We start from the raw sequence: 23909 nt of genomic DNA, 5'->3' as shown, positions 1-23909 counted from the left end.
CGTCAGTCACCGATGCCGAGATCGGCATCCTCGCCCTCGAGACCGAACCCGTCGCGGGCCTCGCGCACGCCGAGATCTTCCTCCCAGGGCTGGGGATGGGCCTGGTGCAAAATGGCCGGATCGTGCCGATCCCCCCTGCCCCGCTCCTCCGCCCGGATCTGGCCGACATCGATGCGATCGACGGGTCGCTCACGCTCCTCGCGGTGCTCGTCATCGCGCCGACCGGCGGCGCCATGCGGAGCGCTCGGATCCATTCGCTCGAACGCCTCGCGCGCATTGGGATCGCGCCCGTCCCGGTCCTGCGCTTCGGTCGGTTGCTCAAGGATGCTCGCCGCCTGCGCCAAGACCAGATCGCGCGCGGCGATCTCCTCGTCGCTGGGCGCAAGGCTTTCGCCGCGCCCGCCATCATCCCCGCCCTTGCCTCGCCCCCCACTTCCGCGTCCCTGCCCTTCAGGATCGCCTGCCACCGGCAGCACGCGCTTCACGAAACCCTCGGCGACTTTGGGATAGTGCGTCCACTCGAGTCGGATGCGCGCCGCCGGAAACCCTTCGGCGAATTTCACGAAGCCGTGCATCGAGGGCAGGTTCATGATGTCGTCGGGAATGACCAGCGGCTCGATTTGCTTGCGCGGCGTCAGCGTCGAGGCGTCGCGGGTGTTGTTGTAGCCATAGCTGTACCCCTCATCCATCTGCCGGATTTCGCGGTTGCCGATATAGCGCGCGCACTGCTCGGCGGTGTCGAGATCGGCGGCGGCCAGCATCAGCTTGGTGCGCGCCAGCGAGGACAAGTTGCGGGCATTTTCCTCCCCGTAGACCTGCACGAGTTTGTCGAAGGAGTGGAGCCCGAGGATCATGGCCCCGCCGAAATTGCGTGCGGTCTGCAGGCCGCTCTCGATGGCGGGAAGCCGGTGCAGCGCGCCGAGCTCATCGAACATGAACCAGGTGCGTAAGCTACGCGTGTGCGCCATCGTCATGAGCGAATGGATGGCAAGGTTCGACCAGAGCGTCAGCAGCGCCTTGTTCATCTCGAGGTCGACGTAGTTGCAGGTGATGAAGAGGATCGAGCCGGGCTGCTTCTCGCCGGTGATCCAGGCCTTGATCGAGTACGCCTTGCCCTCGTCGGGGAGAAAGCGCAGCGCCTGGGCATTGGTGTTGAAGACCGCGCGGATCGATTCCGCCATGCGTGCCGCCTCGGGCGCGGTCAGCGGGTCGGCGATGGTCTTCTGCAGGTGGCGGTGGACCTGCTTGAGGTCGGCGGTCATCAGGTTGTCCGCGAGCGCGCGATTGGAGGTCTGCCCCTTCTCGATGAGCTTCATGCACATCTCGATGAAGAGGGTGCGCGCCGCGAGCGCCCAGAACGGTTCGGACGAGCCGCCATCCGACGGGATCAGCGCGGCCGCCGCCGCCGTGAATTCGCTGTAGCTCGCGCAGTCATTGAAGATCGTCCAGGCCGGGCAGCGCGCATCCATCGGATTGAGGATCGTGTCGCGCGCGGGATCGTAGAACGCCTCGACGTATGCGCCGGTCAGATCGAACACAACCGCGCTGTCCTGCCGCTCGCGCATCTGTGTCAGATGCCGGCGCAGGACCGTGGTCTTGCCGGTGCCGGTGGTGCCCAGCAACATCGTGTGCGACTGCTCGAGCCGGTGCGGATAGGGAATGCCGGCGAGCGTGTAGGCATGATGAATCCCCGCCGCCTTGCGCGCCCCGAACGGCATCGCCAGCACGTCCTCCGGCGAACGGTCCGGGAAAAGGTCGCGCGCTTCCTTCTCGAAGGCCGCATGGTTGTGCTGGACGATCTCCTGGTAGAGCACTTCGCGCGTCACCAGCATGGCCCCGCGCTCGTGGCGCTCCTCCATGATCGACTTGCCGCGCCGGCGCGAAAAATCGACATACCAGATAGAGGCCGGCACGGTGAGGAACGAGGCGATCAGGAACGATCCGATGACGCCGCGCACCGCCTTGTTCCAGGCCGCCATGACCTCGGGCACATAGGGCACGTAGCCCATGAACGTGCTGCGCACCGAATTGTCGGGCAGATGCAGGTTCACGCGCTTGAAGGCATCGAGCGCGCACCAGTCCCAGAGCGCAGAGAGGATCCGCATGCAGATCAGCTGGAAATTGTTCTCGCTCAGCGTCAGCGATAGGATCGCCGAATAGGCCAGCACGAAGATCGCCAGCCACATGACCGCAGGCATCTTGGCGCCCTGCAGCCACATCAGCACCTGGGTGTTGAGAAGCTGGCTGCCGCGCGTGAAATTGCCCGAGTTGCGCGGCACCTCGCCGCGCGCGGAATGGTGCTTCACATGGACCGGCCGCCCATCACTACGGATGTCAGCGCGCGGCATGGTATCGCTCCATCCGGCGGGCGGTTTCCGCGACGATTTTCTCGCGGTGTTCTGGGTGCTGTTCGAGGATGATCGTGTCGAGCGCGGCCTGCGCATATTCGGTCACGCGGGCAAGCCGCAGCTGGCTGTCCGACTGGGCGCGATGCCCCTCCAGATATTCGACGATGACGAGGCGCAGCAGATCGGCAAACGAGCGCTTCTGATCGGCGGCGATGGCATCGAGCCTAGCGATCTGGTCAGCCTCGAACCGGACGCTTCGCTGGATAATCGGTTTATTCATACTGGCCTCCAAAAAGGAGGCTGGCAGGCTCGAGGAAAGCCCCGATGACATACCGGTTATTCTGAGGGCAAGCAATACGGGAAGTGCCGGTTCTTCAGTATAGCGATCCCAACCGATCCCACGAAAACCGCTGCTTTACTGGTGTTTTCTGGCGCGATCCGGTTGGGATCACATTTGGGATCGGATGGGATCACATCCAATTTCCGTCTAATACCATGATTTGACGCTAAAATCCTGCAACACCGTTGCGTAGGGTGTGCTTAGGAAGCTTTTGTCTCACCCGTGGTCATGCGGCGCGTCTGGGCGTTCGGTCGACGCCGGGCCGGGCAACTAGTTCCGGCGGGGCTGGAGCCGCTGCCAAGCGGAACAGGCCCGCGGCCGCGGTAAATTCGGCGAGCGAGAACAGCAGGGAATTCCATGGTGAAACCTCGGCGATGGCAGTAGATCCGAAAGTACGGCCCGCGCCGTATTTGCGGAAGCGAAGATGCGCGTTAAGCTGAGCGCGTTCAGAGCCCGATCAGCCTGACCAAAGGTACAAGCAATGGCAAAGTCACTGGACGCAGAAATGGCCGCGATCGAAGCCGAGGAACGCAAGCTCGTCGAGCGCCGCCAGGCGCATCAGGCGAGAGTGCGCGAGACGGCAATCGGTTCGGTCGAAAAGGCGGGGCTGCTCAAGGTCCCGCTGGACCGACTGGAGCGGATCATGGCGGCAGTGAAGAGACTGGGCGTAGACGAGGTGGAGAAGCGGCTCCTGGAGGGAGTCCGGGCCGCTTCATAAAGGGGCTCGATCTACAACCAGGGCCGCGCGGTAGAGCCTTTACCGCGCGGCCATTTTCAATCCGGCGCTGTGCGCCCAGTCGGCAGATCGCGGCGCAGCCGTCTCGGCGGCAGGCAGCAAAAAAGGGGAGCCGAAGGCCGCGAGGCTTCGGCTCCCCCTGCATTTGGCGGGCGCTGATGGATACGGGTCAGTAGCAATAGGCCCAGAGCTCGCGCGAGGCTTCCTCGATACCGTGGTCGAGGTCGTGCAGCGTCCATCCGAGTTCATGGTGATGGCTGGCGGCGGTCTCGTAATCGTCCTTGGTCATCGCCGCCCAGTCGATCCGCGCAAGGTAGTCCTCGCTGCGCGCGTGGATGCGCTCGGTCTGGCGGACCCGTGCCTCCATGGCCTCGATTTCGCGCACCAGCTTGGCCTCTTCGGGCGCGGGCTTGGAATCGGGATGGCTCGAGAGAGCGAGGTGGATCGCCCCGCTCGCGCGATGCTTCCAAATGCGCAGGCAGCGGTTCTGGAACTGGGCCTCCTCGACCACCGCGATCACGGCGGTATCCTGATCGAAACAGGCGGCGATGGTCGAGATCGAAAGCAGGCAGGCGCGCGCGTCGAAGTCGTAGACGAGATGCGCGAGATCGCTGCGGTCGAAAACGATCATCTGGGTGCCGTGGCGCGCGCCGTGCGCGGCGAGGATTTCGCGCAGGGCATCGACCGATTGCTGGCTGACGGCAGCCGCTGGGGGCGGCGTATGGGGAGTGGGCGCTGAAGCGCCTGCGGCGGCGTCATCGACGATGCGGAATGACACGGTCATCTGAACCTCCTTCGTTGGACTGCCGCTCCCCTTCCCCCTCTCCTCCTGTCCGATCCGCCCAGCGGATCGGGGGGCGGATCGGGGGCCATTGCGCGCGCCGGTCCCGGCCCGCGCGGAGCCCTTCGGCTCGCCTGCGGCAGCACGTTACCGGAAGGGGGAGGGTCGCCGTGCGCACCGCCGCCAGCGAGCCCCGGCGGGGGCGAGGATGGCGGCGGTGCGCGCGGCGACCTGGCATGGGGGGAACCGTAGGGTTCCCCCCATAGACGCAGACGCCAACGACAAAGGGCCAGCGCCGGGGGAATGCCCCGCCGCTGACCCCATGCTCCTGCCAAGGAAACCGTGGGGCGGCCGCTGCTCGCCGCCCCGCTATGTCACCCCAGCCCCAGCCCGCGACCCTGCCGCTTGGCTTCGGCAGCGTGGGGCGCCTGCGCATCGTAGCGGTAGGCATGGACGGGCACGTTCGCGTCCTTGAGGGCATCGAGCAGGTGGCTCTGAATACCCGAACCCTGACAGATCACCGCTTCGACAGGACGCAGGCTCACAAGCTGGTCATTGCGCTTGAACCCGGCGGCGCGCCCGTGCCGGGCCTGCGGGGCGAACGTGACAAGCGGGACACCATTGCGCGCAGCCCATGCGGCGGCGATGGCATCGCATCCCTTGCGCTGGCCGGTGGTGCACAGCGTCATCGTGGGAATGCGCGCCTTGATCTGGTCGAGCCGGTCGTAAAGCGGCTGGAAATCGTGCCACTCCTGCCCGCCGGAAAACACCACAAGCGGCCCGGTTGGATTGCGCTTTTCGCGTAGCGCGGTGGCGCGGGCTTTGAGGAAATCGGCAGCGGCGATCTGGCTCGCCGTGGTCGCGCTCGACACTTTCGAGCCGCGCGCAGCGCTCCATGGATGGCCGGTCTGTGCCCGGTAGCATTCGGCCGCATAATCGCGCATGCATTCGAGCGCTGCGCGCTGTTCCATTTTGGTCTGCGCGCGCAGTTGCAGGTCTTCGAGTTCGGCGCTGTAAATCTCGCTGCCGTCGGGATCGCGCGCCATCTCGCCAAGCTCGCGGGAAAGGGTGTCTTCCTCACGCGCCACCTTCTCGGCTTCGTAGTGGAACGAATTGACGATGCCCCATGCGATGCCCTGCGCGCAGGGTTCGAGCCGCGTATCACGGAAGAGGTCGAACACGGTCATGACGATGGCGCGGCAATCGTGCTGCGCCTCCTCGGGCCCGGGCATCTCCAGTTCCTCGCGCTCGCCGCGCGGATCGAGGATCGAAAGCGCGTTCACGTCGTCGAAGGCGAGGTGGAACGCATCGCTGGCGGTATCCTCGCGGATCGCCTCGGCAACTGCTTCCTCGCGGCTAGCTGCGCGGTACTCCTCGGGGGTCATTCCGAGGGCTTCACCGAGCGCTGCGAAATCGTTAAACCTGCGGTTATTCGTTTCCTTGGTCATGGTGCAATCCTTGGCAGTGGTTGCGAGCAGGGTCGGGAGAGGGGGTCCAGCCCTCTCCCTTCCCGTCCGGGCTTAGAACGCGGGGATTTCGTCGTTCAGGTCCTCGGCGATGCGGCCGTCTTCGGTGGCGTTGCCTTCACCGAAACCGTCGTCCCGCTGGCGACGCCGGGTCTGGCGCGAACCGTCCATGTTTTCGCGCCGGGGCGTCTGGCGGTTCCAGACCACCCGGTAGCCCTCTTCGTTGTCGCCGAAGAGCATGATCTGGAGCGGTTCGGTAAGGCTGGGGTCTTCGAGACGGCCTTGATAGAACACCTCGCCGGTCGAGTTGCTGGTGGCTTCCCACAAGGCCCCCACCTGCACCCATCGCCGCGCCACATTGAGCGCCACGATTTCGTAAGCCGGGGCCTTGTCGTTGTCGCTCTCGACCGGACGCATGCCGAGACGTGGCAAGTCGATCGAGACGGTTGCGATCGAACCAAGCAGCTGACCATTGATGACCTTGAAAGTACCGATGTTCATGAGCGTTACTCCAATTAATGGGGGATTCTCCCCTAGTCTTTGGTCCGGGGCCTCTCCCCTTCCCTTCCGACACAATAATTCTACCCTCTTTCCTCTAAATACTAAATATCATTGATTTCTTGACAGTATTTCATCGTACACGGTGAGTCCGAGCAAACTAAAGGCCCCGACCAGGGGCCGCATACAGAAATACAAAGGACGTATTGCCCGCCCATGCGGGCAATTCTTCTTCTGACTGTGTTGTTGGGCGCAGCTCTGGCCTGATTTCATCGCACACGGAGCCGTCCTCGCAGGGTCGCAAGGGGCGGGCGCGGCCGGCGGGGGCAACAGAAATCGCGGAGGGTCCGCCCGGAGGGTGGAAACCGTTATTTCTGTTGAGGCGCTGCAAGCGCCGACCCCGGCGGACGGGTCTGCCACGCAGGGATACTGGGAGGCGGCGCAGGGTGCGGTGAAATCACTGGCCCAAAAGACACCATCATGCGCCCCTGCGCATGATTCCTTAGCCGAAGGCTGACTGTCGCAGCGCCGCAGCCGGCCCCAAGGCTCGATCACAGCCCTTCAACCTTTCCCGAGCGCCATCGCGCCGGGCAAAGCCACACCCGGGCAAGGGATCGTCACCCGAAGGGCGGAGATCCGCATAGCGGAGCTCCGGGAGCCGCAGGCGACTAGAGCCCGGTCCCGCCGCCGGCGGGATGCCCCAAATGTCCCCCCAAGTGGCCACCCCCAGTGCCCCTAAGCGTCCGGGCCAAACGCCTGAGATCGCCTGGACACCGCCGGCTTCATCGGCAGGGACCCTCGGCAAACCGGGTCGCCTCTATGACGCTGGAAAGCCCTGAGAGCAGCCGTACCGCGCATGGCTCGAGCAAGCCTGCGCGAATTCCATATTGCGGGCGATCGCCCCGCGCTTTGCCGGTCCACCACCGTCGTACCGCCCAGGCCGTTCATATCTGGAGGAAAGCGCGAAACCGCCATGCTCGACACGTCCAACCTCAAACGGCCGAACCATGGCCGGACTTTCTGCGCGGGATCATGTTCGGCACCTTTCTGGTTACCGTGGTCCTGCTGAAGTTTGCCCCGCTTGCCGGCCCGCACGATCCGGCGCTGCGGGGTCACTATCGCCTGGCCTGGGCCAAGGCGCTCTACGCCAGTTATGGAGAATTCAACCGGCAGCACCAGGCGATCATGACCTGGGTCATCCCGGTGGCATTTGCCGTTGCCGTCCTCTCGGCACTCGTGGCTCTTCGCTACAGCAAACGGACCGGGTTCAGGGTGTTCAAATGGACTTGCGGGCTGCTGCTGCTCGTGCCCATCAAGATCTACTTCCTGGCCCTGCTGGAGGTCATGCTCTGCATGATCATGTTTTCGGTGCCCGGATCCATGAGCGTCCAACTCAATGGTTTCACCCTTTCGGTGTTCGCCTTGGCGGGCCTCACCTACCTGCCGAACTTCGCCGCGCCGCCCGAAGTGGAGATAGCCGCTGAAGCAACGCCCGAAGAAGACACACCCCCGGAGGACACACCCCGAAAGGACACACTGGAAGCAGACAGGCCGAATCCCGAGGCGCCCGATGCCCAAACGCAGGCGCGCGCGCAAAGGCCGGCTACGGAATCACCGGACGAGGAACAGCCGGAAGACAGCGTCTAGCGCAGGCGCTGACGCGCGGCTTGCGCGGAAGGCAGGCACAGCCAGACGCACCGCCTTCGCCCCCAAAGCAACAACCAGGCTCTCCGGCTAGGCCAGCAGATTTGCGTGGATGGCGCCCGAAGCGTGGTGGTCGTGCCAATAGCCAAGCGCGTTATCGAGCCAGCCCTCGGGGAACGGCTGCTCGGCATCGGCGAACTCGGCGAACACGCCGTGCAGGTACTCGGGCGAGACTTCGCCGCTGAACAGCCCTGCCGCGCGGTCGCCCGAGACTTTCGCGGCGAGCGCCTGGACCTGCTGGCCGATGGCTCCGGGCGCCGGGTGCCCTTCGTCGTCGACGACCGCGGTGGCGCCATCCAGAACCACGAAATTGTATCCGGTGGTGCCCTTGATCAGGTCGAGGTCGGCCAGCGAATAATAGTTCGCGTCGCCGATCTGCGGCGGCGCCTGCGGGCTGGCGATCGAGAGCGCCATATAACGGGCGAGCCACTGGCGCGGCGTCAGCGCCGCTGCATGGCTATCGGGAACGGCCTCTTCGGCCATCAGCTTCAGCAGACTGGTTCCTGTCGATGGCAGGAGCAGGCTGCCATACCCCGTGGACTTGGCCTCAGGCACGGCGGCCGGGAACGTTCCATCGGCAGGCGCCGCGTCGTCAGGCAGCGCCTCGCGCGCCGATGAATGAGACGAGCCGGCTTCGCTGTCGATCGCCAGCGGGGCGGTGACAGGGACGACGGGGGGAACAGGGGTAATCGACAAGGGCACCTCCCGAGCGCGGGGACCGCCAGGTCCCGGACAACCGCGCTGCGGCGCGGCACCGATCACATCTTCGCTCGGTTCACTATAGGCGATCGGGACAAGGCTCGGGGCCTCCCAAGCTCTATTATCGCAGGAGCCGCACCGCAGCGCGCACGCGGGCGCACCAAGGCCAGAGCAACCCCATTCGTCGGCACTCAATGCGCTGATCAAGGGACTGCCCGTATGGAACCAGCCTGGAGCAATGGGATATAAGCCGCAGGACGGATCGACGTCTTCGCAGGGCGCCGCGCGACCGTGCCGGGCCTTACTCGCCCTTGTCTGCAGGAGTTTCAGGATGAACGTGAAAGATGCGATGGACGGGTATGATTACGACCTGCCCTTGATGGATGCGCTCGACAATCCCGAACTCTCGGTGACCCGCCGTGTGCTGGCGGGCGCGATGATCGGCGAGGGCGTCGACACCGCCTATTTCGCGACCGGCGAAATGGTTGAGGCCTTTGTCGCGCTCGAGGCCGACGCCAGAAGCAAACGTCGGCACGGCGAGGGCTTCCTGGCGCTGGAGGAGATCCTGACCGAGAAGAACCCGTTCCAGATGCGGCTCTGGCACCTGCTCAGCGAAAAGGCGATCGGCGAGGCCATGGTCGATCTTGCATGGCTCCGCGGCCTCGCCCTTCAGCGCGGCCGCATGGCGAAAGTCCTGCGCGAGGAAAGCCTGCCGCTCCAGTACATCCCCGAGCGCGATCTGGTGGAAGGCAAGTCGGCCGCCGAGATGCTGCGCGAGGTGACGCACGCAAAGCGCTGAGCGATCAGGCCACCAGCGCGAGGATCGTTTCGGCTCGGCCGGCCTTACGGACAAACCCGGCCGCCCTGCGTGGTCGATGGGGCTGTCGATGGCTTTGCCGATAGCGCACGTGTTGAAACGCATCGCAGGCCCGTCGACAACGAATTTATGCGCCGGTTGCGGCGCTACCATGGCGCTGGCCGATTGGGGCAGGACCGGGTGCGCGGCTCCATGGGTTGGATGCCCCGGGATGGCCGACACCAGAGCGCGCATCAAGCATCGCGATCTTCTGCCGATCTCCTCTTGTGCTTCGGCCGCAATCGGGTCAGTTTGCGCCATTCCCGGGGGGGCAATCATGATCCGTTGGCTACTATGCCTGACTGTGCTCGGCGTTTTGATGCCGCGTTTGGCCGAGGCGCAAGAGGTACATTTTCTAATCGCGCCCGACACCGTGGCAGCGAAACAGTGCGAGACCGAAGCAGGCAAGGACGCCTGGTGGAATGCGCTTCCCGAGCCGACGCGCCGCGACGCGGGGTTTCAGGCGGAAGGATTGGGCATAGCGCCGGAACAGCATCGCCAAGCCTTGATCGTCGAGCACTGCACGCTGGCCCGCGATGGACTGGTGGACACGTACTCGCAGACCCAAGGCCTCGCAGGCTGGGGTGAATGGTGGTGCAAGGCGAGCTGGAACGACAAGTGCCTCTCGAAGGAAGTCGTCACCGCGCCGGAGGGATCGCAGATCTGCCGGGTGATCTACAGTATTTCGAAAGATCGCGGCGACAATCGCTTCCTCACTGAAGCCTCGGCCTACCTGCAGGACGGGCCGGGCAAGACGCGGCGCTTCAGAACGCTGACAATGACGCTCGACGCGCGCGGGAAAGGCAGTCTGTTCAACCAGGAAAGCGCGCACTTCCGGCTCACCAACGTGCTTGTGACGATGGTGCCCGAGTATTGGTCCGATGCGGCGCGCCGCAAGAATGGCTGCCTCATTCCTGCCGCCCCGCCGGTGCCGCTCCCGCCCCAGCCCTCACCCGGCCCCCTGCCGCAACCGATACCCGCGACATTTTCGCAATCGACGACCGACGGCGGGCATTCCTATCGTTTCGGGTTCGCGAACAGCGGCAGCGTCCCCACCACCATGGGATACGAAGTCTACATGTTCGATGCCTCGGGCGAGCGGCTGTGGGGCACTGGCAGCGTCACCATCGCGCCGAACACCACCTGGGCCAGCGACGGCTTCCATAACTGGAACGCCGTAAGCTGGCGAACGCGCTTTTTCATGATCACCAACTGAAATACCGACGGGGGGAACGAATGACCAAACTGGCAACGCTGCATGTCGATCTTGAGGCGGCGAGGGCCGCGGGTTGCGCGGGCTCACTGCTGGCCGGAACCGAGATCCAGCGCTTTTTGGAGGAGCCTCACGCGATAGACCCCGCCTTGCGCCGGGTGCTCGAAGCAGGTGGGGCATGCACGGTCGTCTATTACGCCTGCGGGACGTGCGCGAATGGCGGTGCCAGGGTCGAGTATTTCTGTTCCGCCGGAGGCTCGGCGCCGGATCACGTCGGATGCGAAGCATGTTGAGACGGATCAGGCACGCATCGGCCGCCGCCATGATCGCTGCAATTGCGGTCACGTCCGCTCCGGGAACGAGTTTGGCCCAGCCCCTGCCCGCGCCGTCGCCCTATCTGATCGAGGGCAACCTCGCGCAGTGCGGACCGCATCCCATCTTTCTCGACTACGCGCTGCCCGACGTCGGAATGGCGACGATAACGCCCGCCGGAACCATGTTGGTCATCAACCCAACGCGGTTGGCGGAGCGGCCAACCGCTGTGCAACTGTTCATTTTTGCCCATGAATGCGGCCATCTGGTCACGCGTGGAAACGAAGCGGACGCGGATTGCTGGGCCATTCGGATCGGACGCGACCAGGGCTGGTTCACGGAAGAGAACTTCCCGGATCTGGTCGCGGATCTCGGAAACACGCCGGGCGATTTCACACATGCTCCCGGCCCGGTTCGCCTTAGGCAGTTGTCCGACTGCTTCCATGCCCCCTGAACGAACCGCGGTGCCAACCGGCGTGCCAGCGATGCAGGGCCCGTCGGCGGCCGCGATGGAGCACGAGGTCACCCCCGCCCCAGCACTGAACGATCAGGCGACCAGCGCCAGGATTGTCTCGGCGCGGCCGGGTCGCCGCGGCGAGACGCGAAAGGGCTGGAGCGGGTTGCCGGTGCGCACGACGAACTGCTCGGCGCCGGTCGCCTCGCGCAGCTGGACGGCCACGGCATAGGCGTTCTCGAACGAGGCGAGCCGCTGCCGCCGAGGGGAGAAGTTCGGCAAAGTCATGGCGCAATTCCTTTGACTGACCTGGGGTGGCCGGGCGCGCCAAACGGCGGTAGCGGGGCTTCAACGCTCCTGGGCCCCGCTCCTCAGCGATTGTCGGGCTGCTTCATGATTTCCTCGTAGCGCGCCTCGGCAACGCCGTAGAACGGCCCGCAATAGCGCATGAGCCCTTCGCGATCACGGATGATGACCAGACCCCGCTGCGCCTTGATCCAGCCCTCGGATTCGAGATTGTGGATCGCGTGGGTGATGCTGGCGCGTCGTACCCCGAGAATGACCGACATGTTCTCATGGGTCAGCGGCATTTCGTCGTGGCCGATGCGATCGTGATACATCAGCAGCTTGCGCGCCAGGCGCTGCTGCACCGTGGCAAAAGGTCATGGTCGTCCTCTCTCGGCCTCATCACGCGGCCAACGGTGAATATTCGCCGCCGGACAAGCTGGAATCACAGGCCAGCATTGAACCGGTCGAGCCAGTCCCGCATCGTCGGGCGTTCCTCGAGCGGGATGGTCGCAGCGACGTCCTGGAAGCGGATCAGATCGAGCGGCGCATCGCGCGCGATCCGGTCGATCTCTCCGGCGGGCAGAAGCCGTTCGTGCCTGATGAAATCGGTCATTCGGCCGGGCCGGGCACGGGTGGTCTTGCGCTACAACCCTTCGACGATGTGGAGGCGGGGCGCCGCCCGCGCCTCGACCAGGACGAGTAGGCGCAGGCACCATGCGGGCAGATCGCGGACCTCCTGCGGAGTCATGCCGATACAGAACCAGCAACTCGACTTGGGCGGTACGGGTAGCCCTTCGGCCTCGATACGGCGCGCGCAGGCCTCGCGGTCCCAGCCCCAGTCGCGCAGCGGATGGCGATAGTTGTAGAGCGGATCCTCGATCTTCGCCGCGTGGGCATGGCGGATCGTGTCGCGGGGGCCCGCATCGAAACCGATCAGCCGCACGACCTTTTGCCCGCGCGCCCAGGCATCGATTGCCGGCTGCCAAGTCTTGAGGAAGGCGTCTTGCGGCGCCTTCGTGTACTTGAGCGAGCAACTGCTGCCACCCAGGCTCTTGCTCGGGAGCGTCCCATTGGTGAGCGCCATCTCGAGCAACGAGTGGTAGGGCGGCCAGTGCTTGAAGCGCCTGGGCTCGTAGCGCACGATCTCGTGACGGATCCCTCGCGCCGCCATCCACGGCCCGATGACGTCCAGATAGGCATAAGTCAGGGGTTTCTCGACGCCGGTGTCGGCGGTCAGCACCAGGTCGGGCGGCTCCCCGCGACTGGCCAGTTCGACCAGCAGGCCGGTGCTGTCGACGCCCACGCCGTAGGCGAGGACGGTCGGGGCTGGCGGATGATCCGGCTGTTGTGCTGCAGTAAGCGTGGCCATCTCACGCGTCCTCGGGCGGGAATGCAGTCTGCCTTGCATCGCCGGTACCATCGGTGACCACGAGCGGCGGCACTGCGAAATCTGCTGCAGCGAACCAGGCCAATGCCGCTTCGAGAGATCCCAGCTTTTGCAGCAGATCGCGGCTCATCATGACCGTATCTTCCTCGTCCGCAGTGTAACCGCTAGGCACGCCCTCCCCTGTGAAGACGACGCGCCCGGCCCCCCAATCCGAGCAGTAGCCGCCGTACCAGCGAACATAGGCCAGGCCGAGATCGCGGCACCGTGCTTCGAGCGCTTCGAAGCGGCCCCACGCGACTTCGTGCGCAACGAGCCTGAGTGATTGGCCCCAAACGTGATCTTGGGGCTCGAACGGCTCGCCGTCCATTCGAGGGAAAGGCCGTCGCCCGCAATGATCCCGGCGAGCGCCGCAAAATCCTCGGGGCTAACGCTACCGCCGATCTCTATTGACGCGGAAACGCGATTGGCCATGGCTCAGGCCTCCGCGGATCGAACGGGGCGCGAGCCGCCCATGTGCTCGCCCGCATCCGTGAAGACGTCCGGGAAATTGCCCGCCGTGCGTTTCACTGCCGGCATGCCCGACAAGTCGATGACTTCGAATTCGTCGGACACATGGGTGTAGTCGCAGGGGCGGTAATCCTCGTGCCAGCACCATGTGCCGTCGGGCCACAGGAGGAGCTTGGTGCCGTCGTTGTCGCCATTCGGGATCGGGGTTTGCAGCGGATGGGTCATCGGGAAGTCTCCTGTTCCGGCGCACTGTTCATGCCGTCACTCCTCTCCTCCCCCTCCTCTCCAGTTTGCCGGCCAAGTTTCAGAATGTCCGCGACGCTCATGACGAACACGGCCTTGGCCCGGCGTCCGAATCTGAAGCCGCGATTTGCCGCGTATTTGTGAACCGCCGCCTGCTTGCGCCCAAGCGCCGCAGCGAGATCGGCCATGGCGATGCCCCGCGCAAAGGCGATTTCGAGCGCGGCGCATTCCTCATCGCTCCAAGGCCGATGGAAGCCGTGTACCAGGCCGAGAAGATTGGCGCGCGTGAAGATCGAGGCCTTGCTGCGCCCCATGGCCCGCGCGAGCTCGGCCGTGGGCACCTTCCCGTAGCCTTCGCGCAGCCGGGCAACGTCGGCCTCCGTCCAGTCCGGGCCGCCGCGCCAGCCACTGGTCCGGCCATGCGTGCCCCGGAGACCAAGATAGTCGGCGCGCCAGCGGATCGAACTGCCGCTACGACCGAGGCGCTGCCGCAGCGGCGTCAGACTGGCATTGGTCTGGTAGGCGCGGATCAGCAGCGCGTCTTCCTCATCGCTCCAAAAACGCCCCCAGCCTTTGCCTGCCCCGAGCCGGTTCATGAGGCCCCGAACGCCCGACTTGGTCCGTGCCACAAAGCCTTCAGCGCAGAGCATTTGCCCGATCGCTGCATAACGATGTCCGGCCTCGGCCAGGGCAAGCACCCGCTCGATCTCGGCGTTCGACCAACCCGGCGAGAAGTTCGGATGCCTAAGGCCGAGTTTGGACGCGCGGCTGACCAGTCCCGAATGCGTACGCCCCACGATCGTCGCGATCTGCGCGGTGGATATGCCGGCGACAAACCCGGCCCGCAACTGAGCATCTTCCCAGGGCGTCCAGTCCGGCGCATTGCCTTCGGAAAGATCGAGCAAGGCCGCGCGGGCATAGACGGCTGCGCAGGTCCGGCCGAGTTCCGCCGCGATTGTCGCGGTCGCATCCTGCCCGTAGCGCCGGACCAGATCCTCGTCCTCGATCGAGGTCCAGGACCGGAAGCTGTGCCGGCGCAGGCCGAGCAGGCAGATCCGGTCGGCGACGCCGCCCCTTCCCCGCCCCAGGGCCTTGGCGATTTCGCCGATCGGTAGATCGTCGGCGAACAGCTGCCGCAGCTGGCGGATTTCGGTCGGGGTCCAGGCATCGGCCCGAAACGGCATTTCACCGAGCTGGCCGCCCGGCCTGGGCAGCGACGGGCAAGAAACCAGCTCGACTAGAATGGGCTTACTGTCACCGATCATGACAGCAGCGCGACCGGCACATCGCTCAGTTTCGCGCGCAATCGCGCATGGAGCCGAGCCATACGGCCCTGCCCGCGCGGCATCGTATCGATAGCGCCGAGCGCTGCGAGCACATCGAGCGCCTGGTCCACGGCCTCAGTGGTCGCCGCAAGGTGACGCGCCAGTTCCTCGCTCGTCGTCGCATTGGGCGAAATGGTCTTGAGCGCAAGGCATATCGCGCTCGCCACTGGCGCCGCCTCGTCGAGCAAGAAAGCATCGAGCGCGCGCGTACCTCGCAGCTTCAACACCTCGTCGCGCGGCACGTGTGCTTCGCGCAGGGCGCCAAGATCAAGCAGACGCTCGGCTTCCGCACGGTCGAGATCCGCGGCGGCGTGCAACTCAGGCGTCGCGCCGAGATGCGCGGTGATGGTCTCGTCGATATGCCCGAGCACCGGGGTGCACGAGAGCGCCGGGCCGAGCGCATAGAAGTCGCCGGGCTGAAGCATGCGCAGCTTCTCGGCCTCGCTACGCGTGAAGCCGAGAATGTCGGCGGCGCGGGCGATATCCCGGTCGAAAACGTTGACGCCGATGAGGAAGTTCTGAAGCTCGGAGACGACCGAACTCGAGAGCTTGGCAAGGCGCTGCGTGGCGATGATCGGCGCGATCCCGCGCTTGCGGCCGCGGGCACACAAATCGGTGAGCGTCGCGACCCCGAGGCGGCGCGTCTCGGCATCGCGTGCGGAACCCGCCAGGTGCGGCGCGAGGAGATGGCCCTCGTCGATGGCGACCAGCACGGTGTGCTTCCAGTCCTCGCGCGGCGCACTGATGAGCCCGGCGAAGAAGGCCGAGGCCTTGACGATGCGCTGCTCGGGATCGAGGTCGGTAAGATCGAGATGGAGTGCGATGCGGTGATGCCGCGCGCGCATGGCTGCGGCGGTGAGACCATCGGCGGCGATCTCGCCGGCCTTGAGCGTGGTGGCTCCGATGTGCTCGGCAAGATTGCCGAACTCTCCTTCGGGATCGACGATCATGGTCTGGACGTAATCGAAGGCCTCCTCGACGATCCGGCGCATGGTCCGGCTCTTGCCCGCGCCCGAGCCGCCCTGGAGCAGCATGCGGCCGGCAAGGACCTTGTCGAGATCGAGTTCGAGCAGCCCATGCATGTGGCGACCGATCGGCACGGCATTGCGCGGCGACACGGTCGGTGGCTGCGAGCTCACAGAGGGCATAACGGCAAGATTACTCATCGCGGGTCCTTTCTCGCTGGCGATGATTGCTGGGAGTGGTGTTCAGCGCTTGCCTGCTCGGCCTCGGCGCGAGCGATCCCGGCCTCGATGAAACCGAAGAACACCCGCAGCGGCAGACGCACATTGCGCAAGTGAGCTTCTGGCCATTCGATCTTGTTCGGGCGGCGGAAACCGCCCTCCATGTAGAAGGGGTGGATCAGCAGCAGGACCGGCCCGATCACCGGGGGTAGTTGGAGGCCGAATGCCGCGCACAAGGTCCGCGCCTTGGCGAGATCATGGCCGACATGCCGGCGCAGCCACTCGTCGCTATGCCCGTTGAGCGCGAGCCAGGCCTTGAGCGCCAGCTCGAGGGCGACGGCGATGTCGTAATATTCGATCTCATGGTCGGGAGGATCGAAAGGCGGACGTGGCTTGGTGAGCCACCGCTCGGCAACATCGATGCGGTAGCGTGCAAGCAGCAAAGGCGCGAGCGGCAACCCGGGACTGGGCGACGAATCCGGCATGGGACACACTTCCTTCAGGGAATTCGATCAAGTGGGGCAATCCGACGACGATCTCGATCGTCATGGCTGCGAGGAGCCCGGCCCGGGCGCCGCGGCGAAGATGGTGCGATGCACTCGGGTTTCTGGAACGACCGACCAATCGAGCTCGCGAAAGCGCCGGATGCGGTAGTGGCCGCGCCCGCCCTCGGGGCGAAAGGTGATCATCGCCCCGCGCTTCACGACGATAAACGTGTCGCCATGGTGGCCGTCGGTGAAACTCAGCGCGCGCGCGAGCTTGATACGCATACCATCGACGATCTTGCGCGATCGGCGCTGCAGATTGGCCCGGCAACGGCGGCGCCAGTCGTGCGCATGCGCGTTGGTGGTCGGCGTCAGCATGTCGAGGATCCTCGCCGGACAGCCGTCCTCATAGGGGCCCATGGTTTCGGTCATGTCCTTGTAGCCGAACTGGTGCCCGTCGGTACTGCGCGGGTCCCAGCGCACGAGACAGACGATGGCGAAGACTTCGCCCGGCACATCATTTTCGAGAACTTGTGCGGCCGCGTACCAGACTCGGTTGCCGGGGCAGGCCGATGCGAGCACGCGCAGTCCGCGAACAGAACCATCCTCGCCGATATGCGAATAGGTGAACTGGGCATCGAGGTAGGCCTTGGCGGTCTTGTGCCCGCCCATGTGACAATGGTGCATGAAGAGCCAGCCCATGGCGATGTCTCCCTGTCTGTTGGGGCAAGATCAGTGCACGCGCTCGGCGCCCTTGCCCGGCGGGGGACCGGGCTGGCTGAAAGCGCGCAGAAAGTGGAAGGCCTGCTCGGCCTTGGCGGCGGCGGTGAAGATCGCTGTGTGGTCCGTGCGCAGCACCTCAAGCCACTCGCCAATGTAGCTCGCGTGGCTGTCGTGAAGCTCGCTCGGCAGGCCCAGTTCGGCGCAGATCGCCGCGCTGGTGCATTCGGCGACAAGTTCCTCGACGCAGTAAGCCGCATCGCCAAACCGCTTGCCGAACGTCCGGTCGAGCCGGGCCCTGCCGCCGCTCCAATGCGCCAGCTCGTGCGCTTTTACCGAGGCATAGCCGTCACCGCTGCGAAAGCTGCCGGGACTTGGAAGCTGCACATAGTCGCGCAGCGGGTGGAAATAGGCCTCGTCGCCGCCATGACGGATTTCGGCGGGGATCGGCGCGAAGAAGGCATCGATCGCCTCCTGCCGTTCGGAAAGCAACGCCGGCGTCGGCGCAATGTCGCGCGGATAGAAGTAGCGCGGGAGGCCCTCGATCTCCTCGGCATTGTAGATCACGTAGTGGCGCAGGAAGCGGATGAAGCGGACTGCCGTCTCGCCGAGAAGGTTCGGCTGCCCGGCCTTGCGGAAGGTCGACGCGTAGATCGACATCGTCGGGCGGGCATCCCGCCGGACATGGCCGCCCAGTTCCGCGGCCTGGCGTGCGGTCATCCAGTAGCGGCTGCGGTAGCCGCGCATATCGGCGATCGACCAGAGCCAGAGGCAATTGATGCCGCTATAGGGCGTGCCTTCGTGGCGCAGCGGACGTCCGCCTTCACCAGTCAGGGACCAGCAGCGCCGCCACGGCGCGGTCCCTGCCTCGAGGCGCGAAATGATGATCTTGGTGACCTCGCGGGCAATGTCGCGCGAAGACTGCGGGAAGGACGTCATGGCTGAAATCCTGGTGCTGGCTGGCGGCGCCTGAGGCGCGCAGACGATGCTGCCGGCATCGCGGATCGACGCCGGCAGCCTGCTCAAATCAGTTCAGGGGTCCTACTCGGCGGCCTCGGACCATTCGCTCAGCGCATCGTCGTCGCCGAAGACATGCGGAGATTCGTCGCCGCCATCAGACTCACCGATGCCAGCATCGTTTCCATCGATATCGAGGTCTTCCCCGCCATCGCCCGTCTCGCCATCATCCGGACCATCGCCGGCGCCATCCAGTGCGTCCTCAATCAGGCTCGCCAAATCGTCCTCGGCTTCGGGGTCTTCGGGGGCGCTCTGCGCGAACTGCATGGCGGCGGGCACCCAGGCGAGCGCCTTCTGCTTGATCTCCTCCTCGATGACGACATCGCCCGCGAAGAGCTTCTCGCACGATGCCGAAATATCGCCCTTCTTCTGGCTAGCATGGCGTCCAGAGAGCGCCGGGCCGCCGACGTCGTCGAGCAACGAAATCAGCGCGCTCTTCGAAACCCGGTCGAAGAAGTTTTCCGAAGTCGGGCGCCACCAGCTCGCCACGTCGATTTCGAGGATCGTCGCCAGGCGATTCTGCAGGGCGTTCTGGCGGGTCGCGCCGCTTTCCTTGGCCTCGAACGAAGTCGCGACCACCCAGGCGAGCCAGGCCGCCTTGGCTTCGTCGTCGAGCGCGCGGAAGGCATCGAACCGGCCGATCTTCGTGTCGTCCTCGGTCCAGGCCGCGTCGAGACCCTCGCGCACTTCGGCAAGGTAGTCTCTCGCCCGCGAGGCCGGCATGTTTTCGGCAAGCCCCGGGTCCTGCGGCCGCGATGCCCGGATGCTCGTGCCGCTTTCGAACCACTGGCCCGAGCGCTCGTCGGCCATGACAAAGAGCAGGTAGTCGAGAGCAAGAGCAGGGCTAGCAACGATCGCTGCGCCCAGGACGTCGCGGCGCTGCACCGCGAGCTGATCGGACAGCACTTTGCTGAACGCGGCGCCGCCCGGGGCTGCCGCATCAGGATCGACTTCGGCGGACTTACCCGAGGCGGTCGTGGCCGCCCCTTCCTCGATCCGGAAGGTCGGCGCGCGCGGAGCGCGAGCGGTGTTCTCGCCATCGGCCTCGCCGCCGGTCTGCTCGTCAGGCGCATCGCCATCCTGGGCGCCTGCGTCATCGTCCGGGCCAAGCTCGCCGGCTTCGTCGCCTTCGACCTCCTCGGGATCGACCATCGTCACGCGGAGCGGCGTTTCGCTGTAGTAGGTTTCGTCGAGTTCCATCGCGCCCTCGCGCGAAAGCGTGAGAAACAACCCAACGCGCGGCGCGATCTCGGGGGGCAGGATCGCTGGGCGGTGATGGCTGATCGCTGCCAGCTCATCGGCCAGGAAGTCGTTTTCGGCATCGAGGGCCTCGTAAGCCTCGTCGGAAAGTTCCTCGTCCGCCATTTCGGTCTGGATCACGGCGATGCGATCCTCGATTTCGCCGATGCGCGCGAACTCGGCCTCGGAGAGCGGCTCGGTCGGCAGGCTGACCCGGTGAAGGCCGCGCGCCGCATCCCAGGTCGAGGTTCCGGCGACCGGACGGATCCAGGCCAGGCCGCGTTCCTCGCCGATGCGCCTGGCTTCGGCTTCCATCAGCGCCGCGGCGAGATTTTGCGCGATCTCGGGATTGATCCAGCGGTCGCCGTCCTCGCTGAAGAGGTCGCGGTCGATCGCGCCGCCGGCCGCCACATAAGCGTCCTCGCCGACAAGTCGCGCGATCGGCTCGCTCCATTTCATGCTCTCGTTGGCGATGACGCGGCGAATGGTATCGGCGCCATAGTGCCCATATGTGCCATGGCTGTTCCAGACCATCATCTGGCGCTCATGGCTTTCGGTCGAGGCATAGGCCTTGGCCATGTCGAGCGTGAGCCGGCCAGCGGCGAGGGCCTCGAAGATCGGCTCGGCGAGGTTCGCAAGGCGCAGACGGCCTTCCACGAAACGGCGGGTAATACCGAAGCGCTTGGCGACCGCATCGATATCGCCGTTCTGTCCCAGAAAGTGCTGGAACGCCCGGCATTCGTCCGCCGGCGACATGGCGAGATGATGGAAATTTTCCGCAAGCGAGGCCTCGGACAACTGGCTCTCGTCGCCATTGAGCAAAAGTACCGGCACATCGTAGGTCACGGCATCGATCTCGCCGCGTTCGGCCAAGAGCAGGAGCGCGCGGTGACGCCGGCTACCGGCAATCACGGCGAAGGCGCCGCGCGGCTTCTTCACCGAGGTGACGATGAGGTTCTGGAGGATGCCGCGCGCGGAAATATCGGCGGCGAACTGTTCGATGAGGTCGTCGCCGGCTTTGCGCACATTGATCTCGGAGGCCACCAGCTTGGCGAGTTTCACGGTCTGGATCATGGGATTTCACCTTCTTCTGGCGTCCGGCCAATTCCCGGACACCAAATCCCATCCCTCTCCCGCTCTCATTCCCCGGCCGCTCTGATGCTAGGGCATGCCCCGCGCCCGCAGCCGGCATCCTGGACCCGCGCGGGCGCTTCCCCCCGCACACCGCCCAAATAAAAACGGCGGGCCATCGGATGGCCCGCCGCATCTATCATTGAGGAATCGTCAGCGGGACCCGCCGGCAGTGACCCTCGCCGCAGGTCAGGTGTCGGCGGCTGCCGGCTGCTCGGCCTTGACCGGCACATCCTTGACGGCCAGCTCTGCTACGGGCGCCTTCTCGGCTTTAGGAGCCTTCGGAGCCTTCTTGACGGCAGCCTTGTTGCTGGCACCGGCCTTGCCCTTAACCTTGGTAGCCGCGGCTTCACTGGCCTCGCCCTCAAGAGCGCGCGAAACGAAACGCAGTCCCAGTTTCTTGCGATCCTTGCCCGAGCTCTCGGAACCGGCCTTCGGAGCCGGCACATCACTCTTGGCAGCCGCCGGCGCTGCCGACTTGGGGCGCGCCATCTTGCGTGCGGGCTTTGCCGAGGGCGCTGGAGCAGCGTGCGCCACTGCCTGCGCGTCAGTCTTCACGGCCGGAGCGGCTGTCTCGGAATTTTCTACAGAGTTCGCCTTCACCGAGGCGACTTTGCCCGCCGCTACAGGCGTTTTGACCGACGCGTGCTTCGTGCCTGCAGCCTTGGCCTTAGTTGCCTTGCCAGTAGCGCTCACCGGCTTCGCGGCCTTGGCAGCTACAGCCGGTGTCTCGGTCGAGGTGGGAGCATTGCTGGCGACTGTGACGGGCGGCACAGACTTCGTGCGAGCCGCCTTGCGTGCTGGCTTCGCCTCGACAACAGGCGCTACCGCGCTCGAGCCTTGATCTTTCGCCTGGGGCTCAGGAGCTTTTTTCGGCGCCTTTGCAGGTGCTGTAGCGGGTGCTTTAGCGACCTTGGGCGCTTTCGCCTTGACCATTGCTACCTTCGCGGCGGGCTTGGTTGCTACTTCAACTTCGGCAGCCGGGACCGACGCCTTGGCAGAGGTCTTGGCGGCTGCACGCGCTGCCGAGCTCTTGTCCGCAGATCCCCCCAAACCCATCTTTTTGGCAACACTGCTGCGTTGTTCTGAATAGCTGGGCGCAACCATCGGGTAGTTGGCCGGAAGACCATACCGCGCCTTGTATTCTTCAGGCGTCAGCCCGTTGTTGGTGAGGTGGCGCTTCAAAGCCCTGTAAGGTTTGCCATCGATGAGACTTACGATGTGATCGCGCGACGCAAGGCTTGCCTCAACCGATACAGCCGGAACGAATTCTGGGGCCGGCTCGCCGCCGGCTTGCCTTTCGCCGGCAAGCGCTGCGCGCGTCGCCTCGATCAGTCCGGCAAGATCACCGCTCGCAACAGTGTTGTTAGCGACATAGGCGCTCAGCAGTTCGACTGTGAGACGGGCCAGTTCCGGTTGCTCGGCTTGCGACATGTGGAATTTTCCTCAACGGGTCACGGTAGGAACTGCACTTTCGCCCTATCGCGTGGCATGTAAAGGCTTATCCTGCGCGCACCGGTCGTTTTTTGCCCTGTTACGCAGTCGTATCTGCTCATCGCCCATAACCGATAGTGATTAAAGCGAACGAATGCTGCAAAGCATAACCTCGGTTTACTAGACCAGAGCAACCTTGAGATCGTTCAGTACCGAGGCGAAACCTGGTGCCAAAATCAAAGGCGACTTGTGAACCGACCGCAGGGCCGGCACCGCCCGCTCGTAGATGGCGAGGTTGACCTCGTCGTTGAGGCGCGACGGGTAGATGATCCCGTCGACTTTGGCGGGATGATCGTGAAGAGCGAGCGACCAGCCCCGCGAAAGCGTCTGCGAGGACGCGCGCACGACATCGGTCGGGATGCCCATGCGCACCGGACCATCGTGCCGCAAATCGACAAGCGTGAGCGGGCGGGTCGATGTGATATGGGCAACCACACGCTCGCGCAATTCGACCTCTTCGATCGGATAGTCGCCGACTTGCCCATTGCGTCGATCGCGCAGCGTGGCTTCGAGGAAGCAGACCTTGAGCGACGAGCCGAGGTAGAGCACTCCGAAGCGGTTGGCCGCGATACGGCGCCTCGGATCGCTGAAACGGCTCGGCGTCTTCCCGAACCCTAGGGGATCGGGAAAGCGTGAAAGAAAGATGCGCTGGTAGACTTCCCCTGCAGGAATGGTCGCGAGGTCGAGGTCGACCCGCGCAAAGGCTGGCGTTGGATAATCCGACATTCGGGCCGACATTCAGGCAAAAGCGCGCGCAACGCTCTCCGCCGCTTCGAGCACTTCGCCGTCCTGCCCGCGGCGCAGCGCTTCGGCGCCAGTGAAGCCGCCCAGCTCGCCATGCTCCTGCACGAGGAAGCGGTAGACCGCCCAGGGACTGTCGCCCAAGACTGCAAACAGGGCAGGCAAAGCCGCGAAAGGCCGGCCGTCTTCGCCGATCTGCCAGTCGGGATAGCGATAGCCGCGCGTCGCGCCCTGCAGCCCCAGAACCTGCTTGCCCACGCGCTTGGTGTTGATCGTCGCGCGGGTGGTTCCCAGGTGCTTGGCAAAATCCTCGGCGCTGAGCATGTCGGGGCCGGCCAGGATTTCGGCCACACGGTCGCGGCCGCGTGCCCGCGCCGCGGCGAGCGCCGCCTCGAGTTCGGCATCGGTCTCGCTCGCCGGTTTACCGACCGGTTCCGCCGCCGTATCGACGATACGCGGCTTGCCATTGGGCTTGACCTCGACGGTGAACTGGAGCGCCGTGCCATCGCTGCGGCTTCTTGCCGTCGCGGCTCGCAGCGCCTCGATGACGACTTCGAGCGCGTCGGTCGGGATCGACAAGGCGCGGCCGATTTCCTTGGGCATCGCGATGGCCTTGCTCGAACCATGGGCAACGCTGACAAACTGTCCGGTGCTCGGGTTGCGCATCATCCAGTTGCCCGACTTGCGGGTAGGTCCTTCGCGGCGGGTTTGGGGCTGGCTCATGGCTGCAAACTATCCATT

25 protein-coding genes and 1 pseudogene are annotated in these 23909 nt (G+C 65.1%); 6 read left to right on the top strand and 20 right to left on the bottom strand.

Annotation, left to right across the window (positions count from 1 at the left end; genetic code table 11):
* Nucleotides 1-2: 2 nt before the first annotated feature.
* Both V7066_RS05920 and V7066_RS05915 read right to left on the bottom strand, forming a co-directional pair.
* On the bottom strand, nt 3-2348 hold the full coding sequence (locus V7066_RS05920; RefSeq protein WP_132470004.1) for a type IV secretion system DNA-binding domain-containing protein: 2346 nt from the start codon (nt 2346-2348) through the stop codon (nt 3-5).
* Complete coding sequence (locus tag V7066_RS05915; protein ID WP_054434477.1) at nt 2335-2628, bottom strand: hypothetical protein; 294 nt, start codon at nt 2626-2628, stop codon at nt 2335-2337. The genes V7066_RS05920 and V7066_RS05915 overlap by 14 nt, the downstream gene beginning before the upstream one ends.
* A gap of 541 nt (nt 2629-3169) precedes the next feature.
* Between V7066_RS05915 and V7066_RS05910 the strand changes: the two genes are divergently transcribed.
* Nucleotides 3170-3406 (top strand): hypothetical protein, encoded by a 237-nt coding sequence (locus tag V7066_RS05910; protein WP_054434479.1) that lies wholly within the window; start codon nt 3170-3172, stop codon nt 3404-3406.
* 187 nt (nt 3407-3593) lie between these two features.
* On the opposite strand, the gene V7066_RS05905 is transcribed toward V7066_RS05910, so the two are convergent.
* The 3 genes from V7066_RS05905 to V7066_RS05895 all read right to left on the bottom strand — a co-directional run bounded on the left by V7066_RS05905 (nt 3594) and on the right by V7066_RS05895 (nt 6172).
* A complete protein-coding gene (locus V7066_RS05905; RefSeq protein ID WP_054434481.1) occupies nt 3594-4208 on the bottom strand; it encodes a hypothetical protein in 615 nt (204 codons plus the stop codon).
* A 371-nt stretch (nt 4209-4579) separates the two neighbouring features.
* Entirely contained in the window at nt 4580-5653 is a 1074-nt protein-coding gene (locus tag V7066_RS05900) for a DUF2493 domain-containing protein (RefSeq protein ID WP_132470002.1), read from the bottom strand.
* A gap of 72 nt (nt 5654-5725) precedes the next feature.
* Entirely contained in the window at nt 5726-6172 is a 447-nt protein-coding gene (locus V7066_RS05895) for a DUF736 domain-containing protein (RefSeq protein WP_132470000.1), read from the bottom strand.
* Nucleotides 6173-7201: 1029 nt separating this feature from the next.
* Here V7066_RS05895 and V7066_RS05890 point away from each other — a divergent pair.
* On the top strand, nt 7202-7816 hold the full coding sequence (locus V7066_RS05890; protein WP_054435167.1) for a hypothetical protein: 615 nt from the start codon (nt 7202-7204) through the stop codon (nt 7814-7816).
* An 87-nt stretch (nt 7817-7903) separates the two neighbouring features.
* Here the strand turns inward: V7066_RS05890 and V7066_RS05885 are convergent, their stop codons facing one another.
* Nucleotides 7904-8569 carry a hypothetical protein gene (locus V7066_RS05885; protein WP_334182237.1) on the bottom strand — a complete coding sequence of 222 codons (666 nt, stop codon included), beginning with the start codon at nt 8567-8569 and terminating at the stop codon, nt 7904-7906.
* 334 nt (nt 8570-8903) lie between these two features.
* On the opposite strand from V7066_RS05885, the gene V7066_RS05880 reads away from it, so the two are divergent.
* From V7066_RS05880 to V7066_RS05865, 4 genes are all read left to right on the top strand, one after another.
* Nucleotides 8904-9371: a hypothetical protein gene (locus V7066_RS05880; protein WP_054435163.1), complete on the top strand. Its 468-nt coding sequence runs from the start codon at nt 8904-8906 to the stop codon at nt 9369-9371.
* An 88-nt stretch (nt 9372-9459) separates the two neighbouring features.
* Nucleotides 9460-10644, top strand: a complete 1185-nt coding sequence (locus V7066_RS05875; protein WP_132469995.1) for a hypothetical protein — start codon at nt 9460-9462, stop codon at nt 10642-10644.
* A 20-nt stretch (nt 10645-10664) separates the two neighbouring features.
* Entirely contained in the window at nt 10665-10934 is a 270-nt protein-coding gene (locus tag V7066_RS05870; RefSeq protein ID WP_132469993.1) for a hypothetical protein, read from the top strand.
* Nucleotides 10928-11407 carry a hypothetical protein gene (locus tag V7066_RS05865; RefSeq protein ID WP_132469991.1) on the top strand — a complete coding sequence of 160 codons (480 nt, stop codon included), beginning with the start codon at nt 10928-10930 and terminating at the stop codon, nt 11405-11407. Before V7066_RS05870 ends, V7066_RS05865 begins: the two co-directional genes overlap by 7 nt.
* Nucleotides 11408-11500: 93 nt before the next feature.
* On the opposite strand, the gene V7066_RS05860 is transcribed toward V7066_RS05865, so the two are convergent.
* From V7066_RS05860 to V7066_RS05795, 14 genes and pseudogenes are all read right to left on the bottom strand, one after another.
* Nucleotides 11501-11695: a hypothetical protein gene (locus V7066_RS05860; RefSeq protein ID WP_054435152.1), complete on the bottom strand. Its 195-nt coding sequence runs from the start codon at nt 11693-11695 to the stop codon at nt 11501-11503.
* Nucleotides 11696-11778: 83 nt separating this feature from the next.
* Nucleotides 11779-12057, bottom strand: coding sequence for a helix-turn-helix domain-containing protein (locus V7066_RS05855; protein ID WP_054435151.1), 279 nt, complete (start codon nt 12055-12057; stop codon nt 11779-11781).
* A gap of 80 nt (nt 12058-12137) precedes the next feature.
* Nucleotides 12138-13064, bottom strand: a pseudogene (locus V7066_RS05850) (hypothetical protein).
* Between the two features lies 1 nt (nt 13065).
* Entirely contained in the window at nt 13066-13449 is a 384-nt protein-coding gene (locus tag V7066_RS05845) for a hypothetical protein (RefSeq protein ID WP_231635534.1), read from the bottom strand.
* 107 nt (nt 13450-13556) lie between these two features.
* Nucleotides 13557-13814, bottom strand: a complete 258-nt coding sequence (locus tag V7066_RS05840; RefSeq protein ID WP_054435148.1) for a hypothetical protein — start codon at nt 13812-13814, stop codon at nt 13557-13559.
* Nucleotides 13811-15097, bottom strand: coding sequence for a hypothetical protein (locus tag V7066_RS05835; RefSeq protein WP_334182236.1), 1287 nt, complete (start codon nt 15095-15097; stop codon nt 13811-13813). Before V7066_RS05835 ends, V7066_RS05840 begins: the two co-directional genes overlap by 4 nt.
* Nucleotides 15094-16305 (bottom strand): helicase HerA domain-containing protein, encoded by a 1212-nt coding sequence (locus tag V7066_RS05830; RefSeq protein ID WP_054435145.1) that lies wholly within the window; start codon nt 16303-16305, stop codon nt 15094-15096. The genes V7066_RS05835 and V7066_RS05830 overlap by 4 nt, the downstream gene beginning before the upstream one ends.
* A 14-nt stretch (nt 16306-16319) precedes the next feature.
* The gene (locus V7066_RS05825) at nt 16320-16826 is read right to left on the bottom strand and encodes a hypothetical protein (RefSeq protein WP_054435142.1); all 507 of its coding nucleotides are present in this window, start codon (nt 16824-16826) and stop codon (nt 16320-16322) included.
* Nucleotides 16827-16886: 60 nt separating this feature from the next.
* A complete protein-coding gene (locus V7066_RS05820; RefSeq protein WP_334182235.1) occupies nt 16887-17528 on the bottom strand; it encodes a DUF6927 domain-containing protein in 642 nt (213 codons plus the stop codon).
* A 30-nt stretch (nt 17529-17558) separates the two neighbouring features.
* Complete coding sequence (locus V7066_RS05815; RefSeq protein ID WP_054435170.1) at nt 17559-18485, bottom strand: ArdC family protein; 927 nt, start codon at nt 18483-18485, stop codon at nt 17559-17561.
* Between the two features lie 102 nt (nt 18486-18587).
* A complete protein-coding gene (locus tag V7066_RS05810) occupies nt 18588-20876 on the bottom strand; it encodes a ParB/RepB/Spo0J family partition protein (RefSeq protein WP_132469989.1) in 2289 nt (762 codons plus the stop codon).
* 246 nt (nt 20877-21122) lie between these two features.
* Nucleotides 21123-22367 carry a MucR family transcriptional regulator gene (locus V7066_RS05805; protein ID WP_054435136.1) on the bottom strand — a complete coding sequence of 415 codons (1245 nt, stop codon included), beginning with the start codon at nt 22365-22367 and terminating at the stop codon, nt 21123-21125.
* A gap of 180 nt (nt 22368-22547) precedes the next feature.
* Nucleotides 22548-23153 (bottom strand): RES family NAD+ phosphorylase, encoded by a 606-nt coding sequence (locus tag V7066_RS05800; RefSeq protein WP_054435134.1) that lies wholly within the window; start codon nt 23151-23153, stop codon nt 22548-22550.
* 12 nt (nt 23154-23165) lie between these two features.
* A complete protein-coding gene (locus V7066_RS05795) occupies nt 23166-23891 on the bottom strand; it encodes an XRE family transcriptional regulator (protein WP_132469987.1) in 726 nt (241 codons plus the stop codon).
* Nucleotides 23892-23909 lie beyond the last annotated feature (18 nt).

The sequence above is a fragment of the Novosphingobium sp. genome, assembly GCF_036820275.1.
In the GTDB taxonomy this organism is placed as follows: domain Bacteria; phylum Pseudomonadota; class Alphaproteobacteria; order Sphingomonadales; family Sphingomonadaceae; genus Novosphingobium.
Note: the sequence above shows the minus strand (reverse complement) of the source record. Positions and strands in the feature narration are given on the sequence as shown.

What these genes read in the sequence shown, in the direction of transcription:
- V7066_RS05920 (WP_132470004.1), bottom strand. Translation starts at nt 2,348, where the DNA reads ATGCCGCGCGCTGACATCCGTAGTGATGGGCGGCCGGTCCATGTGAAG.
- V7066_RS05915 (WP_054434477.1), bottom strand. Translation starts at nt 2,628, where the DNA reads ATGAATAAACCGATTATCCAGCGAAGCGTCCGGTTCGAGGCTGACCAG.
- V7066_RS05910 (WP_054434479.1), top strand. Translation starts at nt 3,170, where the DNA reads ATGGCAAAGTCACTGGACGCAGAAATGGCCGCGATCGAAGCCGAGGAA.
- V7066_RS05905 (WP_054434481.1), bottom strand. Translation starts at nt 4,208, where the DNA reads ATGACCGTGTCATTCCGCATCGTCGATGACGCCGCCGCAGGCGCTTCA.
- V7066_RS05900 (WP_132470002.1), bottom strand. Translation starts at nt 5,653, where the DNA reads ATGACCAAGGAAACGAATAACCGCAGGTTTAACGATTTCGCAGCGCTC.
- V7066_RS05895 (WP_132470000.1), bottom strand. Translation starts at nt 6,172, where the DNA reads ATGAACATCGGTACTTTCAAGGTCATCAATGGTCAGCTGCTTGGTTCG.
- V7066_RS05890 (WP_054435167.1), top strand. Translation starts at nt 7,202, where the DNA reads ATGTTCGGCACCTTTCTGGTTACCGTGGTCCTGCTGAAGTTTGCCCCG.
- V7066_RS05880 (WP_054435163.1), top strand. Translation starts at nt 8,904, where the DNA reads ATGAACGTGAAAGATGCGATGGACGGGTATGATTACGACCTGCCCTTG.
- V7066_RS05875 (WP_132469995.1), top strand. Translation starts at nt 9,460, where the DNA reads ATGGCTTTGCCGATAGCGCACGTGTTGAAACGCATCGCAGGCCCGTCG.
- V7066_RS05870 (WP_132469993.1), top strand. Translation starts at nt 10,665, where the DNA reads ATGACCAAACTGGCAACGCTGCATGTCGATCTTGAGGCGGCGAGGGCC.
- V7066_RS05865 (WP_132469991.1), top strand. Translation starts at nt 10,928, where the DNA reads ATGTTGAGACGGATCAGGCACGCATCGGCCGCCGCCATGATCGCTGCA.
- V7066_RS05860 (WP_054435152.1), bottom strand. Translation starts at nt 11,695, where the DNA reads ATGACTTTGCCGAACTTCTCCCCTCGGCGGCAGCGGCTCGCCTCGTTC.
- V7066_RS05845 (WP_231635534.1), bottom strand. Translation starts at nt 13,449, where the DNA reads ATGGACGGCGAGCCGTTCGAGCCCCAAGATCACGTTTGGGGCCAATCA.
- V7066_RS05840 (WP_054435148.1), bottom strand. Translation starts at nt 13,814, where the DNA reads ATGACCCATCCGCTGCAAACCCCGATCCCGAATGGCGACAACGACGGC.
- V7066_RS05835 (WP_334182236.1), bottom strand. Translation starts at nt 15,097, where the DNA reads ATGATCGGTGACAGTAAGCCCATTCTAGTCGAGCTGGTTTCTTGCCCG.
- V7066_RS05830 (WP_054435145.1), bottom strand. Translation starts at nt 16,305, where the DNA reads ATGCCCTCTGTGAGCTCGCAGCCACCGACCGTGTCGCCGCGCAATGCC.
- V7066_RS05825 (WP_054435142.1), bottom strand. Translation starts at nt 16,826, where the DNA reads ATGCCGGATTCGTCGCCCAGTCCCGGGTTGCCGCTCGCGCCTTTGCTG.
- V7066_RS05820 (WP_334182235.1), bottom strand. Translation starts at nt 17,528, where the DNA reads ATGGGCTGGCTCTTCATGCACCATTGTCACATGGGCGGGCACAAGACC.
- V7066_RS05815 (WP_054435170.1), bottom strand. Translation starts at nt 18,485, where the DNA reads ATGACGTCCTTCCCGCAGTCTTCGCGCGACATTGCCCGCGAGGTCACC.
- V7066_RS05810 (WP_132469989.1), bottom strand. Translation starts at nt 20,876, where the DNA reads ATGATCCAGACCGTGAAACTCGCCAAGCTGGTGGCCTCCGAGATCAAT.
- V7066_RS05805 (WP_054435136.1), bottom strand. Translation starts at nt 22,367, where the DNA reads ATGTCGCAAGCCGAGCAACCGGAACTGGCCCGTCTCACAGTCGAACTG.
- V7066_RS05800 (WP_054435134.1), bottom strand. Translation starts at nt 23,153, where the DNA reads ATGTCGGATTATCCAACGCCAGCCTTTGCGCGGGTCGACCTCGACCTC.
- V7066_RS05795 (WP_132469987.1), bottom strand. Translation starts at nt 23,891, where the DNA reads ATGAGCCAGCCCCAAACCCGCCGCGAAGGACCTACCCGCAAGTCGGGC.